Origin of the sequence: Streptomyces canus (assembly GCF_030816965.1) — a bacterium.
GTDB classification, from domain to species: Bacteria; Actinomycetota; Actinomycetes; order Streptomycetales; family Streptomycetaceae; genus Streptomyces; species Streptomyces canus_E.
Window position 1 is genome coordinate 2,144,976 of record NZ_JAUSYQ010000002.1, and the last position, 14,536, is coordinate 2,159,511.

Consider the following 14,536-nt stretch of genomic DNA (forward strand, 5'->3'; position numbering starts at 1 on the left):
GGACGGTCAGTCCAGAACCCTCGCCAGATAGGCGCGCAGCATCTCCCGGGCCTCCTGGATGATCCGCTCGTCGCCCTCCGGGGCCATCCGGAAGGCCAGATGGACCAGGGTGTCGGCGGTCTCCACGGCGACGAGGAAGGCGCGGCGCAGGTCGTCGTCCGGTTCCCGGGCGAGGTAGCCGGAGAGGAGGTCGGTGAGGCGGTCGGCGACCCGGTGGTTGGGTTCCGCGTGGCGGGCGCCGACGGGGATCTGGTTGCCGAAGTCGACGAGGGAGAAGCCGGGGGCGGTGCGTTTCATGGCGAGGTACTCGTCGAGGACGACGTCCATCGCCGTACGCCAGCCTCCTTCCTCGCCCGACTCCTTGAGGCGGTGGGTGACGCCCTCTGCGAAACGCTCCAGGTTGCGCTGGGCCAGCGCGTCGGCCATCTGCCGCTTGTTGCCGAAGAAGCGGTAGACGGAGCCGATGGGCACGCCGGCGCGCTGGGCGACGGCACGCGTGCTCAGGGCGTCGTATCCGACCTCGTCGAGCAGGTCGGCACAGGCGTCGAGGATTCTGGTCAGCCGTTCGGCGCTGCGCCGCTGCACGGGGGCGCGGCGAAGCGAGGTCGCTTGGGGCACGGGCTTCATGATGCCTTTCCGCCGTGGTCAGGTGAACCCTGCCACCTGGTACGGAGCCGGGGGCCTGCGGCACTCATCGGCCACCGCCGACACTCGTCGCGACCCGCGCCTCCGAGACACCGTCGCTCACACCGGCACCGACCCGCAGTTCCGTAACACCGCCACCCGAGCTCACACCGGCACCGCCACCCGAGCCCGCACCGGCCCACAGCACCGACACCCCGCCACCCGCGCGCGTACCGGCCTGCAGAACCGAGACCCCGCCCCCCGTGTCCGTCGCCGCCCGGAGGGTCCACGCCTCGCCGGCTCCCGCGCCCGCGACCCGCGCGTCCGGGAGTTCGCCGCCCGCCCCCGTGGTGACCCGCGAGGACGTAGAGCCGTCCTGCGGTTCCAGGGAGCCCGGCTTCGCGGCACCGCCGCCGCTCCCCGCCGGCTGTGGTTCCGAGGCCGTGACGTCCGCCGTGCTCTCCACCGGGTCGCCGTCCACGGCCCACACGGTGCCGTCGTCGGCGTACAGCCGGGCGGTGACCTTGTGGGTGCCCTGGGGGACGTACGCGGCCGCGAGGCGGCAGGACGGGGCGCGGAGGGTGGTGACGGGACGGTCGTCCACGAAGACGACGGCGACGCCGCGGCCGGAGACCGCCTTCGCCTTCGTCCCGGCGGGCGAGAAGGTGAAGTTCTCGATGGTCAGGCGCACCGACCAGCTGTCGTCGGAGTTCGGCTGCACCTGTATGCCCACGTCGGGGGCGTTGTCCTTGTCCACTTCGCGGTAGTGCCGCCCCTCCTCATCGGTGTCGTCGAGGACCTTGCCCACCGGTGAGACCGACTGTCCGTCCTTACGCTCCTGCGCCCCACTGGCGCCACAGCTCACGGATCCGGTCACCAGCACGACACAGACCGCGAGCAGGGCAATGAGTCCCCGCATCCACGACATGCCCGGGAGCGTAGAACACAGGTCCGACACCGCGAATCCCCCTGGGGTCTGGTTCTCGCTCTCCTCCCTGAGGAGGTCACGGCGGGGAAATCGGTTCCAGGGAACGGCCTCTTGCGCCGACGAAACCGCAATCCTACGGTGTTCCATAGGAATCAGACCGCAAGGGAGCGATCATGAGCGGGGACACAGCGATCACGCGCGGCGGCGCACGCAAGGCCGCCGAGGGCTTGGCCCATCTCTCCGGATTCGGCAACGAGCACGCCTCGGAGGCTGTCCCGGGCGCCCTGCCCGAGGGCCGCAACGCCCCGCAGCGCGCCCCCCTCGGCCTGTACGCGGAGCAGCTCAGCGGTACGGCGTTCACCGAGCCCCGCGCCCACAACCGCCGCTCCTGGCTGTACCGGATCCGCCCCTCCGCCGCGCACCCGGCGTTCACCCACACCCACAACGGCCGGATCCGTACGGCCCCCTTCACCGAGTCGGTCCCGGACCCGAACCGGCTGCGCTGGAACCCCCTGCCGGAGCCCACCGAGGGCACCGACTTCCTCGCCGGCCTGTGGACCCTCGGCGGCAACGGCGACGTCACCCAGCGCACCGGTATGGCCGTGCACCTCTACCACGCCACCGATTCCATGGACCGCGTCTTCAGCGACGCCGACGGCGAACTGCTGATCGTCCCGGAGCGCGGCGGGCTGTTGCTGCGCACGGAGTTCGGGCTGCTTCATGTGGAGCCGGGCCAGGTGGCGCTGATCCCTCGTGGGGTGCGCTTCCGTGTGGAGCTGCTGGACGAGTCCGCGCGCGGTTATGTGTGCGAGAACTACGGTGCCCCCTTCCAACTCCCTGACCTCGGCCCGATCGGCGCCAACGGCCTCGCCAACCCCCGCGACTTCCGGGCTCCCGTCGCCGCCTACGAGGACGTCGAGGGGCCGGTGGAGGTGGTCAACAAGTTCTGCGGCAACCTCTGGACCGCGACCTACGACCACTCCCCGCTCGACGTGGTCGCCTGGCACGGCAACCATGTGCCGTACGTCTACGACCTGCGCCGCTTCAACGTCATCGGCAGCATCTCCTACGACCATCCCGACCCGTCGATCTTCACCGTGCTGACGTCCCCGTCGGACACCCCCGGGCTGGCCGGCGTCGACTTCGTCGTGTTCGCACCGCGCTGGCTGGTCGGCGAGGACACCTTCCGGCCGCCGTACTTCCACCGGAACGTGATGAGCGAGTACATGGGACTGATCCAGGGCGCCTACGACGCGAAGGCCTCCGGCGAAGGGGGCTTCGTGCCCGGCGGCGGCTCCCTGCACAACATGATGTCGGCGCACGGGCCGGACCGGGAGACGTTCGACCGGGCGAGCGCGGCCGAGCTGAAGCCGCAGAAGGTCGACGACGGGCTCGCGTTCATGTTCGAGACGCGCTGGCCGGTGACGCTCACCGCGCACGCGGCCCGGGCGGACCACCTCCAGCCGCACTACGACGACGTGTGGCGCGGCCTCGAACGTCACTTCCGCCCGTTGCACTGACCGATCCGCGGAAGGTACGGATAGCCCGTGACCTCCTTCGCCCCGGACTCGATCGTCCTGAACCGCAAGCTGCCGCTCTGGTACCAGGTGTCGCAGTCCCTGCGTGCCTCGATACTCGGCCGCTCACCCCAGGACCCGCTCCGCCTGCCCACCGAGGAACAGCTGGCCGGCCACTACGGCGTGAGCGTGCTGACCATGCGGCAGGCGCTGAAGGAGCTGGAGGACGAGGGGCTGATCTCCCGCCACCGCCGCCGGGGCACCTTCATCGAGCCGGACGCCCGCCGGGGCACCCCCGTCCGGCTGCTCGGCTCGGTGGACGCGATCGTGGCCCAGCAGTCCGGCATGACGACCGAGCTGCTGGAGCACGGCAAGTCGCCCGTGCCGCCCGAACTGGCCGAGCACTTCCCGGAATTGGACGAGGTGGCCGCGTACCACCGACTGCGCAGCGACGAGAAGACAGGCGAGCCGACCAACCACGCCCGCAACTACGTCCGCCCCGGACTGGCCGCGCGCATCGACCCGTCGGATCTGGCGCGATGGCCGATGACCAAGGTGCTGCGGGACGTCGTCGGGGCGGACATCGGCCGCATCACGGACACCGTGGAGGCGCGTCTCGCGGACCCGGAGACCGCCCGGCTGCTCCAAGTCCCGTTGCTCAGCCCGATCCTGCACTACACGGGGGTCACCTACGACACGGACGGCCGGGTGCTGGACGTGGCGGTGATCCACTACCGGGGCGACCGCTTCTCCTTCACGGTGACCCTGGACGCCACATGAGCTCACCGGCCCCGACTGCCTGTCGGCGGAAGGTCGTACGATGCCCAGCGTGACGCACGACGACGCTCCGGCGCTGGCGGACCTCATGCCGTGGTCCGTCGCACCGCCGCGGCTCGGCCGGGGGTGGCCGACGGGCCCCGACGCCGCCTCCCTGAAAGCCCGCTGGGACGCCCTGCTGAAGGCCGAGGGACCCGACCGGGAAGCCCTGTTCGAGCCCACCCGCTCCCGCACCCTGCGCTCGGCGGTCGGGCAGCTGCCGGGGCGGACGGGCGGCACCGAGAGGCTCGCGCGCGCCACCGGCCCCTGCCCGGAGCCGGTACGGGTCCTGCGCGCGCCCTTCGACGAGCAGTGGCTGATCCCGGACCACCGGCTGATCGACGCGGCCCGGCCCGAGCTCTGGCGGGTGGCGGACGAGCACCAGGTGTTCGTGGTGGAGACACCCACGGACAGCCACGGCCCCCAGCTCCTGGCCACCTCCCTCCTCCCCCTGCTCCGCCCCGGCCGGGTACGCCCCCTGTACCGCCGCCCGGGCGGCACGGAGCCGAACCTGGCCCCGGGGCTCCTGAAGCACCTGCGGACGCGCCTCGGGACCACGGTGGAACCCCTGGACGCCCTCGCCTGGATCCTGGCGGCGATCCGCCCGGACCTCACCGTCCCGCTCACCGACGACCCCGAACTGTGGTCCCGCGGCGTCGAGTCGGGCCACCGCGTCCTCTGGCTGATGCGCCGCGACGGCGACCGCCCCAAGCTGCCCGGAGGCCGCCGCCCCTACGTCCGCGCACCCCTGCCGTCCCGTCCCCTGACCCTGGACTACGACCGCGACGAGGAGGCCCTGCTGCTGGACGAGGGCCGCATCTCCCCCGTACCGCCGAAGGCCTGGGACTTCGAGGCCGGCGGAGTGCGGGTCCTGGAGCAGTGGTTCACGGCCCGCGTCACGGAACCGGAGCCGGGCACGTTGTCCGCGATCCGGCCCGCGACATGGCCGCAGCCGTGGACCTCGGAGCTCCTCGAACTGATCACCGTGCTGGCCCTGCTGGCGGATCTCCAGCCCCTCCAGGACGAGTCGACGCCCCGGATCACGGCGAGCGAGCTGCGCCAGGCGGGGGTCCTGCCCGTCCCGGACTCGTCACGCAGGCCGGCCTCGGTCCTGGACGGGCACGAGGAGGGGCCGGAGGGGCAGCTCGCCCTGCTCTAGCTTCTGGGCTCGAAGCCGTCCAGGACCCGCTCCAGCATCCGCTCGAACACCGCGTCCAGATCGATCGGCCCCGCGTCCTCCATGAACGAGGCCGCCAGCCGCGGATACGCCCCCGACGCCACCTGACTGCCGAGATACGCGATCCGCACCGCGTTCTCCTGCTCCTGCGACCACGGCAGCGACCGCACCCGCTCCGCCGTGGACAGCTCGTTCGAGACGTACGTCGTCACGCACCCGTTGAGCATCGCGACCAGCTCGATCTTCGTGCCGCTGGGGGCGTCCAGCGGGTCGAGACAGGCGAGGCAGTGCTCCAGGTAACGCAGGGCGTTGGGGCTGAAGCCGTACACCCCTGACATCAGCCGCACCATCCAGGCGTGCCGGTGCATGAGCGCCTTGGTCTGGCGCGCGTTGCGGAGCATGTCGGCCCGCCAGTCGCCGGTCGGCTCGAACAGCTCGTGCTCCCCGCTGACCGCGTCCACCATCAGCTCGTACAGGTCCTCCTTACGGGGGACGTAGTTGTACAGGGACATCGTCCCGCAGCCCAGTTCGGCCGCGACATGCCGCATGGACACCGCGTCCAGACCCCCGGCATCCGCGAGCCGCACCGCCGCGGCAGCGATGTCCGCCCTGGTGAACGCGGGTTTGGGCCCACGCCCCGTCCGCTCGGGACGTGCCCAGATCACTTCGGGTACGGCCGCTCGGCCCGCCATCGATCATCACCTCGGCCACCATCCTAGTTACGTACAGCGTACGTAGTGCGCTATGGTCAGGCCATGACTTCTACGTACGCTGTACTTAGTGAAGGTCTGGAAAAGCGGTTCGGGGAGGTCCATGCCCTGCGCGGTCTCGATCTCGCGGTCGCTCCGGGCGCGGTCTGCGGCATCCTCGGCAGCAACGGCGCGGGCAAAACCACGGCCGTACGGCTGCTGACCACGCTGCTGCGGCCGGACGCCGGCTCCGCACGGGTCGCCGGACACGATCTCGTCCGGGAACCGGAGGCCGTACGGCGCGCCATCGCCGTCACCGGGCAGTACGCCTCGGTCGACGGGGACCTCACCGGGCGGCAGAACCTCAGGCTGTTCGCCCGGCTGCACCGGGTGCGGGGGCCGGCCGAGCGGGCCGCCGACCTGCTCGACCGCTTCGGGCTGGCCGAGTCCGCCGACCGGGCCGCGTCCACCTACTCGGGGGGTATGCGCCGCCGCCTGGACCTGGCGGCGAGCCTGATCCGCCGCCCCGAGATCCTGTTCCTCGACGAGCCGACGACCGGCCTCGACCCGGCCAGCCGCAATCTCATCTGGGACGCCGTGCGCGACCTCACGGCGGACGGCACCACCGTGCTGCTGACCACGCAGTACCTGGAGGAGGCCGACCAACTCGCCCATGACATCGCCCTGGTGGACAAGGGGCGGGTCGCGCACACGGGTTCGCCGTCCCAGCTCAAGGCGTTGATCGGGGCGCACGTCGAGATCGTCGTCGCGGACGCGGACGTCCTGGCGAAGGCGGCCGGCGTGCTGGACCAACTCACCGGCGGGGAACCGTCGTTCGACCACGTCCGGAACTCGGTCGGCGCGGTCACCCGGGACACCACGCTCACGCTGCCCCGGCTGGTGCGTGAACTGGACGCGGCGGGGGTGCCGTTGCTCGACGCGAGCATCCGGCCGCCGACCCTCGACGACGTCTTCCTGCGACTCACCAAGGAGGTTGCGGCATGAGCACGTTGGCCCACGACGGCACCGCGATGCTGGGCCGTCAGCTGCAGCGGATCCGGAACACCCCGGGGCTGCTGATCCTGACCCAGACCATGCCGATCACCATGCTGCTGTTCTTCGGCTACGTCTTCGGCAGCGCGCTGGCGATGCCGGGCGAGGCGTACCGGTCCTTCCTGGTGCCGGGCCTGCTGGTGGCGACGGCGGCGAACGGGATCATGACCGGGATGTTCCAGGCGGCCCAGGACGTCCACCGGGGCGTGACGGACCGGTTGCGCACCCTGCCGATCAGCAGGGCGGCCGTGCCGCTGGGGCAGTCGGTCGCGGACGTGGTGGTCACCGCCGTCGGCATGGTGCCGTTCCTGCTGGTGGGACTCGCGGTGGGCTGGCGCGTCGAGAGGTCCGCACTGCAGGCGGTGGGCGCCATGGGGCTGTTGCTGCTGTTCCGGTTCGCCACCACCTGGATCGGCATCTTCCTCGGCCTGCTCACCCGCAACGAGGAGGCCGCCGGTCAACTGGGCGGTGCGACGTTCATCCTGCCGCTGCTGTCCAACGCGTACATCCCGACCGAGGGGCTGCCCGGCTGGCTGCGCACCCTCGCCGAGTGGAACCCGATCAGCGCGGTGACCACGGCCCTGCGGGACCTGTTCGGCAACGCCCCGGTGCCGGAGGGGGCCGCCTGGCCGGTGGCCCATCCGATCGCCGGGTCACTGATGTGGTGTGCGGTCCTGCTCGCGGTCTTCGCGCCGCTCGCCGTACGGCGGTACGCACACGGCGAGGGCTGAACGCCTCTTGCCGGAGGGAAGTTCGGGCCCTGCCGGGGCCCGGGCCGACCTCGGAGTGCATGACAAGTCTGGAGTGCTTGTGGACTGAGGTGGGGACGTACCCCGCGCTCGACCGACTCACCTGGATCGTGCTGCATGCCGTGGGGATGACGGACGGGAGGGCAGCACGACGCCGGGGTGGTGGGACCGGCCGAGCGCGGGTCGGGACGTCCGAGCCCAGGGGGCCCGGCGAGCCGTACGGCTCAGCGCCCGCCGAACAGCGAACGGCGCAGTCGGCGCAGAGGCGCGAACAGCGAGACGCGGCGTACCCGCGCACCCCTGTCGCTGCGCTCCTGCTTGGCGGTGTCACGCGCGGTCAGCTCGCGCATCAGTGACGTCGCCTCAGCCGCCTCGCGCTGCGGGACGGCAGGTCCCGACAGCACCGAGAGATGGCGGTCGAGGCGCGAACTGGTCGCGCTGCTCCCGCAGGTGATCGCAGGGACCCTCGCCCTGCGCACTGTTATCTGTTCCATGTCACTCCCCACCCGTACGAGTCCACCCGGCCCGGGCAGGGTAACCCTATCGCCCCCTCGGGGCACACGTGTATCGGCGTCACAGGATTCACCTTCCCCGTAAGGGTGTTGACGACCCCTCCATGATTACTCTCCGAATCCGACCGATTTCAGGGCGAGTTGGACAACTGGCTGGGTAGTGGGCTGCAGAGAGCCGCCATCGGGCTCGACGGTCACAGCGAGTGATGTCGCGGACTTGTCGAGTCCGGTCGCGACCAAGGGCGTGTCGGTGGCGAAGAGCCCCAGGGAGCGCGGTTGCTCGTTGGGGCGCATGAGCCACAGCTGGCGCACGCGGCCGCTCGGGGGCGGGCTGTACCCGCTCAGGGTGACGACCGCGCGCCCCTCAGATGCGGAAGCGATCACTCCGATGGTTCGGCCCTGCGCGTCCTGCCCCCGGGTGGCCCGTGCGTCCGCGGCTTGGAGAACGTGGGCGATCTCACTGGCCTGGGCCTTCTGCGCGTCCAGTTCGTCCTGTGTCCGGTTGGCCTGGACGGCGAACAGCGAGGCGACGACGAGAGCCGCGGCCGCGGTGGCCGTCGCGAACGGTACGAACAGGGGACGCCTCTGACGCTGCCTGGGCGGCGGCTGGGCCCCCCAGACGTGAGGCGGCAGCTGCGACTTGCGCGCCCGTACCGGCTCCGGCCGTGCTCGGGCCGGCTCCGGCCGTACGGCGGGCTCCTGCGGGATGGTGCGGACGGCGGACAGCACCCGGTCGCGCATCGCGATCGGCGGCGGAGCGGCGGCCGACCAGGCGAGCCGTACCGCGTCCTCGGACAGCGCACGCACTTCCGCCGCACAGCTGTCGCAGTCCTTGAGGTGCCTCTCGAAGCGGGCCCGCTCGGCGGGCTCCAGCGCGTCGAGGGCGTACGGGGCCGCGAGGGAGTGAAGATCTTCCCGGCGGAAGAGGCTCATGCCACACCTCCCAGGCACTCCCGCAAGCGGGTCAGTCCGTCACGCATCCGCGTCTTCACCGTTCCCAGCGGCAGAGACAGCCGCTCGGCCACTTCACGGTACGTGTAGCCGTCGTAGTAGGCGAGGGTGACGGACTGGCGCTGAAGTTCGGTCAGACGCTCCAGGCACCGGCGCACCCACTCGCGTTCGAGGCCCGCCTCGACCTCCTCGGTCACCTGGTCGAAGGCGGGGTGGTGGGCCCGGAGTGCCTCGCGCTGCTCGCGCTCACCGGCGGCCCGGGCGCTGCGCACCCGGTCGACGGCCCGGCGGTGCGCGAGGGTGAGGACCCAGGACAGCGCGCTGCCCCGGCGCGGGTCGAAGCGTGCGGCGGACCGCCAGAGTTCGAGCAGCACCTCTTGCGACACCTCCTCCGACTGGGCGGGATCACGCACCACACGTCGTACCAGCCCGAACACCGGCCCGGCCACGAGCCCGTAGAGCTCCTCGAATGCCCTCTGGTCCCCGCCCGCCACGAGCATCAGAAGCTCGTCCGCTTCCAACTCGCCGCCCCCTCCCACAAAGCCGCACCTGGGCCGTCCCGTCCCACGAGGTACTCGCAACGAACACACCTCCGTATGGGGTTACGGATCAGAAGACCGAAAACGCGGGTCGAGCAGCAGAAAAGAAGTTTTGAGATTCGACCAATCCGGCCCGCCCACCGCTCCGAATCACCGGGCGTCAGGCAAGTTGGACTGAGGACGGACGGCATGACACCTATCTCCAGGAGCGGCTCGGGACGCAGGAGTCTCGCGACCCTCGTATGTGGTGCGCTGGCCGCCGGAGGGCTCGCAGCCGCCGGTGTGGCCACGCTGGAACCTGGGGCGGCCTCCGCCTCCAGCCACCGGGAGGCCCCGCTGATCTCGGGCGACCCCCAGCACGACAACACGGACTTGTACGCGTTCGTCAGCCCCGACAAGCCCGACTCGACGACGATCGTCGCCAACTGGATCCCCTTCGAGGAGCCCGGCGGCGGCCCGAACTTCTACCAGTTCGCCGAGGACGCGCAGTACGACCTCCACATCGACAACAACGGTGACGGTCAGGGCGATCTGCTGTACCGCTTCACGTTCAAGACGCACGTCAAGAACAAGAAGTCGTTCCTGTACAACACGGGCGCGGTCGAGAGCCTCGACGACCCCGACCTGAACGTCACGCAGACGTACGACATCGAGCTGTTCCAGCTGAAGAACCAGAAGGTCAAGTACAAGACGAAGCTCGCCGACGACATCCCGGTGGCGCCGTCGAACGTCGGCAAGGCCTCCATGCCGAACTACGAGAAGCTGCGCGACCAGGCGGTCTACAAGCTCCCCAACGACTCGACGTCGTTCGCCGGCCAGGCCGACGACCCGTTCTTCGCCGACCTGCGCGTCTTCGACCTGCTGTACGGCGGGAACCTCACCGAGGTCGGCAACGACACCCTCAAGGGCTACAACGTCAACTCGATCGCCCTGCAGGTCCCGACGGACATGATCACCGAGTCCTCGCACCAGCCGGTCGTGGGCATCTGGTCGACGACCCAGCGCAAGAACGCGCAGGGGTACTACTCCCAGGTCTCGCGTCTGGGCAACCCGCTCGTCAACGAGGTCGTCAACCCGCTGAAGGACAAGGACAAGTTCAACGCGTCCGCGCCGTGGGACGACGCCCAGTTCCTCACGAACGTGACCAACCCCGAACTGCCGAAGCTCATCGAGGCGATCTACAAGATCCCCGCCCCGAAGGAGCCTCGCAACGATCTCGTGGACGTGTTCCTCAAGGGTGTGAAGGGGCTGAACCAGCCGCCCTACGTGCGCCCCGCGGAGGAACTGCGCCTCAACACGTCCATCAAGCCCACCGATTCTCCGAAGCGGCTCGGTGTGCTTGATGGCGACAACGCCGGATTCCCGAACGGACGGCGGCTGACGGACGACGTGATCGACGCGTCGCTCCAGGTCGTCGAGGGTGAGCTGGTCGGGTCCAAGAACGACCTCGGTGACGCCGTCGACAAGAACGACAAGGACTTCGAGAAGTCGTTCCCGTACGTGGCGCTGCCGACCGAGGGGTCCCGGGGGCCGCTCGCCAAGGGGACGACCTCGGGCAACGACGTCCGCAACCAGCTCGGGGACGCGCTGTCCCCGGCGGGTGCCTCCGGTTCCGGCGACAACATGTCCCTGATCGCCGGGTCCGCGGGCGCGGGTGCTGCCGGGATCGTGCTCATCGGGGCCGCGCTGATGTGGTGGCGCCGGATGCGGCGGCGGGCCTACTAGGCCTGCCTGAAGCCTCCACTCCCTTTTACTGGCGCGGCCTGCACGTACTCATCCCCCACGGTGCAGGCCGCGCCGCACCACACGATCACGAGCCGATCAGGAGAGGGCATGTCCGGGTCTACGACCGACAGCGCACCCGAGAACGAGCACAACGGATCGCCGGAGACCGTGGAGCCCTCTGCTCAGGCCGCCGAGGAGAAGGTCGCCGCCGTGCGGCGGGTCTCGGAAGCCGGGCGGCGCTGGCGGGCCGCTCAACTCGCCGGGTGTGCGGCTCTGTTGGCCGTCGCGCTGACCGGTGGGTCGATCGTCTTCGGGGCGCTGCGGGACGGCGGGACCACCACCGTCGCCAGTACGTCCGCGGCGCTCTCCCCCGGGCTCATGGCCGGCGGAGACCTCGACGCGGGCATCAAGGCACTGCAGTCCCATCTCCGCAGCCAGCCACGGGACTTCGGCAGCTGGGCCACCCTCGGACTCGCCTACGTCGAGCAGGCGCGGACCAAGGGTGATCCCTCGCGGTATCCGCAGGCCCAGCAGGCGCTCAGGAAGTCGCTGGAGCTGAAGGCCGACAACGAGCAGGGGCTCGCCGGCCTCGCCGCACTCGCCGCCGCCCGGCACGACTTCAAGGACGCCCTGGCCTACGCCGACCGGGTGCTGAAGGAGAACCCCTACAGCGAGCGCGCCCTGTCCTCCCGCATCGACGCCCTCGTCGAACTCGGCCGCTACGACGAGGCGTCGAAGGCCGCCGACCTCGCGGACGAACGACGGCCCGGCATCCCGGTGTTCACCCGCTACGCGTACGTCCACGAGCTCCGCGGCGACGTCCGTACCGCCCGCACGGTCCTCGAGCGGGCCCTGTCCACCGCGACCACTCCGGGAGACATCGCCTACGTGGCCAGCGCGCTGGGCCAGCTCGCCTGGAACCAGGGCGACTACGACACGGCCCTGACCGACTACGCCCGCGCCCTGGCCGCCGACGACGCCTACCTTCCCGCTCTGGAGGGCCGGGCCCGTGCCCAGGCCGCGAGCGGGGACCGCGCCGCCGCGATCAAGGGCATGGAGGCCGTCGTAGCCCGATATCCGCTGCCCGGACCGCTCGTCGCGCTCGGAGAGCTGTACGAGGACCGGGGCGCCGACGGCGACGAGGCGAAGGCCAAGGACCAGTACGCGCTCGTGGACGCCTGGACGGCCCTCGCCCGTGCCAACGGCGTCAACGCCGACCTCGACACCGCGATGGCCGCCGCCGACCACGGCGACAAGGCCGCCGCCCTGCGCGCCGCCCGCGCCGAGTGGGCCCGCCGGCACACCGTGCACACCGCGGACGCCCTCGCCTGGGCCCTGCACGTGAACGGGCGCGACAAGGAGGCCCTGCCGTACGCCCGGCGGGCCACCGCCACCGGCTACCGCAACGCCTCCTTCCTCTACCACCGCGGGATCATCGAACTCGCCGCGGGCGACCGGAAGGAAGGCAGGAGCCGTCTCGGCTCCGCCCTGGAACTCAACCCCGGTTTCTCCCCCCTCGGCGCCCGCGAGGCCCGTAAGGCTCTCAAGGAGGCGTCCAAGTGAAGCCCCGCCGTCTGTTCGCGTCCGTCACGGCCGTCCTGACGGCGGCTTGCGCGCTCGTGCTGCTCCCTTCCAGCAGCGCGAGCGCCCACCCCCTCGGCAACTTCACCGTCAATCGGTACGACGGTCTCGTCGCCGGCCCCGGCGCACTCCGCGTCGACCACGTCGAGGACCTCGCCGAGATCCCGGCCACCCAGGCCAAGCCGGACATCGAGAACCTCGGCATGACCGAGTGGGCCGCTCAGCGCTGCCAAAAGGCGGCGGAGGGCGGCAAGGTCACCGTCGACGGCCGTAGGGTCGCCCTGACCGTGCGGACCAGCCACGCGCGGGTGCGTCCCGGTCAGGCCGGGCTCGACACTCTCCGCGTAGAGTGCCGGCTGACCGCCCCGCTGCCCGAGGACGCCACCGTCGCCCTCGGTTTCCGCAGCGCGGGCACCGACTCCGGCCCCGGCTGGCGCGAGATCACCGCGCGCGGCGACCGGACGACGCTCACGAAGTCGGACGTGCCCTCGAAGTCGGTCTCGGACGAACTGACCACCTACCCGCAGGAGTTGCTCTCCTCCCCCGCCGACACCGTGACCGCCTCGCTGCGCGTGCGGTCCGGCGGTCCCGCCCTCACCGAAGAGCAGTCGGACGCCCCCGCCGCCTCCGTGCTGCCTCGCGGCGCCGACCGCTGGACCCGCGCCCTGGACTCCCTGGTCGCCCGGCACGACCTCACCGTCGGCTTCGCGGCGCTCGCCCTGCTCATCGCGGTCGTCCTGGGCGCGATGCACGCGCTGGCGCCGGGGCACGGCAAGACCCTGATGGCCGCGGTGGCGGCGGCTCGCGGTGGCAAGGCCCGGATGAAGGACGTCCTCCCGCTGGCCGCCTCCGTGACCGTCACCCACACCCTGGGCGTGGTCGCGCTGGGCCTGCTCGTCACGGCCGGCTCGGCGGCGGCCCCCTCGGTGATCGCCTGGCTGGGCATCGCGAGCGGGGTGCTGGTGACCGCGGCGGGCGTCACCCTCCTGCGCCGGGCCCTGCGCACCCGCGCTCACCAGCACGGGCACGGGCACAGTCACGACCACTCGCACGAGGCCGAGAAGCCCGAAGAGCGCTCCCTGGTCCTGGTCGCCGCCCACACGGAGACCGTCCCCGCGACGACAGGGGCCCGGACTCGGACGCACGCACACACGCCCGCCCACACCCGCGACCACCCGCACGGACACGGCCACACCCACGACCATGACCACCCGCATCCCCATCCCCACCCCCATTCCCACGCCGTCGAACACACGCACGGCGGCTTCACCCACACCCACGCCGTCGCCCCCACCCTCCGCGGCACGATCCTCCTCGGCTTCGCCGGTGGTCTCGTGCCCAGCCCCTCCGCCGTCGTCGTGCTCGTCGGTGCCGCTGCGCTCGGCCAGGCCTGGTTCGGTCTGCTGCTGGTCGTGGCGTACGGCGTCGGACTGGCCCTGACCCTGACCGCGGCCGGATTCGCCGTCGTCAGGCTGGGCAGTGGGGTCACACGGCTGCTGGACAGGCGCCCCCGCCTGGCCGCCAGCCCGATGACCGCCCTGGTGCGCAGGACCGCGCCCCTGATGTCGGCGTTCGTGGTGGTGGCTCTCGGGGCAGGATTGGTGCTCAAGGGGGCGGCATCCGCACTCGGCTGAGCTACTTTTGTACAGAATTCACGTGCAACATCACGCGGAGT

Annotated in this window: 14 protein-coding genes; 8 read left to right on the top strand and 6 right to left on the bottom strand. The window is 71.2% G+C overall.

Annotation, left to right across the window (positions count from 1 at the left end):
* Positions 1–6: 6 nt before the first annotated feature.
* Entirely contained in the window at positions 7–627 is a 621-nt protein-coding gene (locus QF027_RS10840) for a TetR/AcrR family transcriptional regulator (protein ID WP_307074174.1), read from the bottom strand.
* Between the two features lie 64 nt (positions 628–691).
* A complete protein-coding gene (locus QF027_RS10845) occupies positions 692–1,552 on the bottom strand; it encodes a hypothetical protein (protein WP_307074176.1) in 861 nt (286 codons plus the stop codon).
* Positions 1,553–1,725: 173 nt separating this feature from the next.
* On the opposite strand from QF027_RS10845, the gene hmgA reads away from it, so the two are divergent.
* Genes hmgA through QF027_RS10860 form a run of 3 tightly spaced genes read left to right on the top strand, consistent with a single transcriptional unit; the run spans position 1,726 to position 5,044 of the window.
* Positions 1,726–3,072, top strand: a complete 1,347-nt coding sequence (gene hmgA / locus QF027_RS10850) for a homogentisate 1,2-dioxygenase (RefSeq protein ID WP_307074178.1) — start codon at positions 1,726–1,728, stop codon at positions 3,070–3,072.
* 27 nt (positions 3,073–3,099) lie between these two features.
* Positions 3,100–3,849: a GntR family transcriptional regulator gene (locus QF027_RS10855; RefSeq protein WP_307074180.1), complete on the top strand. Its 750-nt coding sequence runs from the start codon at positions 3,100–3,102 to the stop codon at positions 3,847–3,849.
* Between the two features lie 40 nt (positions 3,850–3,889).
* The gene (locus QF027_RS10860) at positions 3,890–5,044 is read left to right on the top strand and encodes a type ISP restriction/modification enzyme (protein ID WP_307074182.1); all 1,155 of its coding nucleotides are present in this window, start codon (positions 3,890–3,892) and stop codon (positions 5,042–5,044) included.
* Here the strand turns inward: QF027_RS10860 and QF027_RS10865 are convergent.
* Positions 5,041–5,754, bottom strand: coding sequence for a TetR/AcrR family transcriptional regulator (locus QF027_RS10865; RefSeq protein ID WP_306983712.1), 714 nt, complete (start codon positions 5,752–5,754; stop codon positions 5,041–5,043). The two genes, QF027_RS10860 and QF027_RS10865, sit on opposite strands and share 4 nt — an antisense overlap.
* 63 nt (positions 5,755–5,817) lie before the next feature.
* Here QF027_RS10865 and QF027_RS10870 point away from each other — a divergent pair, with 63 nt between their 5' ends.
* On the top strand, positions 5,818–6,756 hold the full coding sequence (locus QF027_RS10870) for an ATP-binding cassette domain-containing protein (protein ID WP_306983711.1): 939 nt from the start codon (positions 5,818–5,820) through the stop codon (positions 6,754–6,756).
* Positions 6,753–7,535: an ABC transporter permease gene (locus QF027_RS10875; RefSeq protein ID WP_307074184.1), complete on the top strand. Its 783-nt coding sequence runs from the start codon at positions 6,753–6,755 to the stop codon at positions 7,533–7,535. The genes QF027_RS10870 and QF027_RS10875 overlap by 4 nt, the downstream gene beginning before the upstream one ends.
* A gap of 242 nt (positions 7,536–7,777) precedes the next feature.
* On the opposite strand, the gene QF027_RS10880 is transcribed toward QF027_RS10875, so the two are convergent.
* The 3 genes from QF027_RS10880 to QF027_RS10890 all read right to left on the bottom strand — a co-directional run bounded on the left by QF027_RS10880 (position 7,778) and on the right by QF027_RS10890 (position 9,537).
* Positions 7,778–8,047, bottom strand: coding sequence for a hypothetical protein (locus QF027_RS10880; protein ID WP_280856603.1), 270 nt, complete (start codon positions 8,045–8,047; stop codon positions 7,778–7,780).
* A 126-nt stretch (positions 8,048–8,173) separates the two neighbouring features.
* Positions 8,174–8,998 (bottom strand): anti-sigma factor, encoded by an 825-nt coding sequence (locus QF027_RS10885; protein WP_307074186.1) that lies wholly within the window; start codon positions 8,996–8,998, stop codon positions 8,174–8,176.
* Positions 8,995–9,537: a sigma-70 family RNA polymerase sigma factor gene (locus QF027_RS10890; RefSeq protein WP_306986752.1), complete on the bottom strand. Its 543-nt coding sequence runs from the start codon at positions 9,535–9,537 to the stop codon at positions 8,995–8,997. The genes QF027_RS10885 and QF027_RS10890 overlap by 4 nt, the downstream gene beginning before the upstream one ends.
* 207 nt (positions 9,538–9,744) lie before the next feature.
* On the opposite strand from QF027_RS10890, the gene QF027_RS10895 reads away from it, so the two are divergent.
* The 3 genes from QF027_RS10895 to QF027_RS10905 all read left to right on the top strand — a co-directional run bounded on the left by QF027_RS10895 (position 9,745) and on the right by QF027_RS10905 (position 14,495).
* Positions 9,745–11,280: a DUF4331 domain-containing protein gene (locus QF027_RS10895; protein WP_306983703.1), complete on the top strand. Its 1,536-nt coding sequence runs from the start codon at positions 9,745–9,747 to the stop codon at positions 11,278–11,280.
* A 108-nt stretch (positions 11,281–11,388) separates the two neighbouring features.
* Complete coding sequence (locus QF027_RS10900; RefSeq protein WP_307074188.1) at positions 11,389–12,843, top strand: tetratricopeptide repeat protein; 1,455 nt, start codon at positions 11,389–11,391, stop codon at positions 12,841–12,843.
* Positions 12,840–14,495, top strand: a complete 1,656-nt coding sequence (locus tag QF027_RS10905; protein ID WP_307074189.1) for an urease accessory protein UreH domain-containing protein — start codon at positions 12,840–12,842, stop codon at positions 14,493–14,495. Before QF027_RS10900 ends, QF027_RS10905 begins: the two co-directional genes overlap by 4 nt.
* The last annotated feature ends 41 nt before the right edge of the window (positions 14,496–14,536 follow it).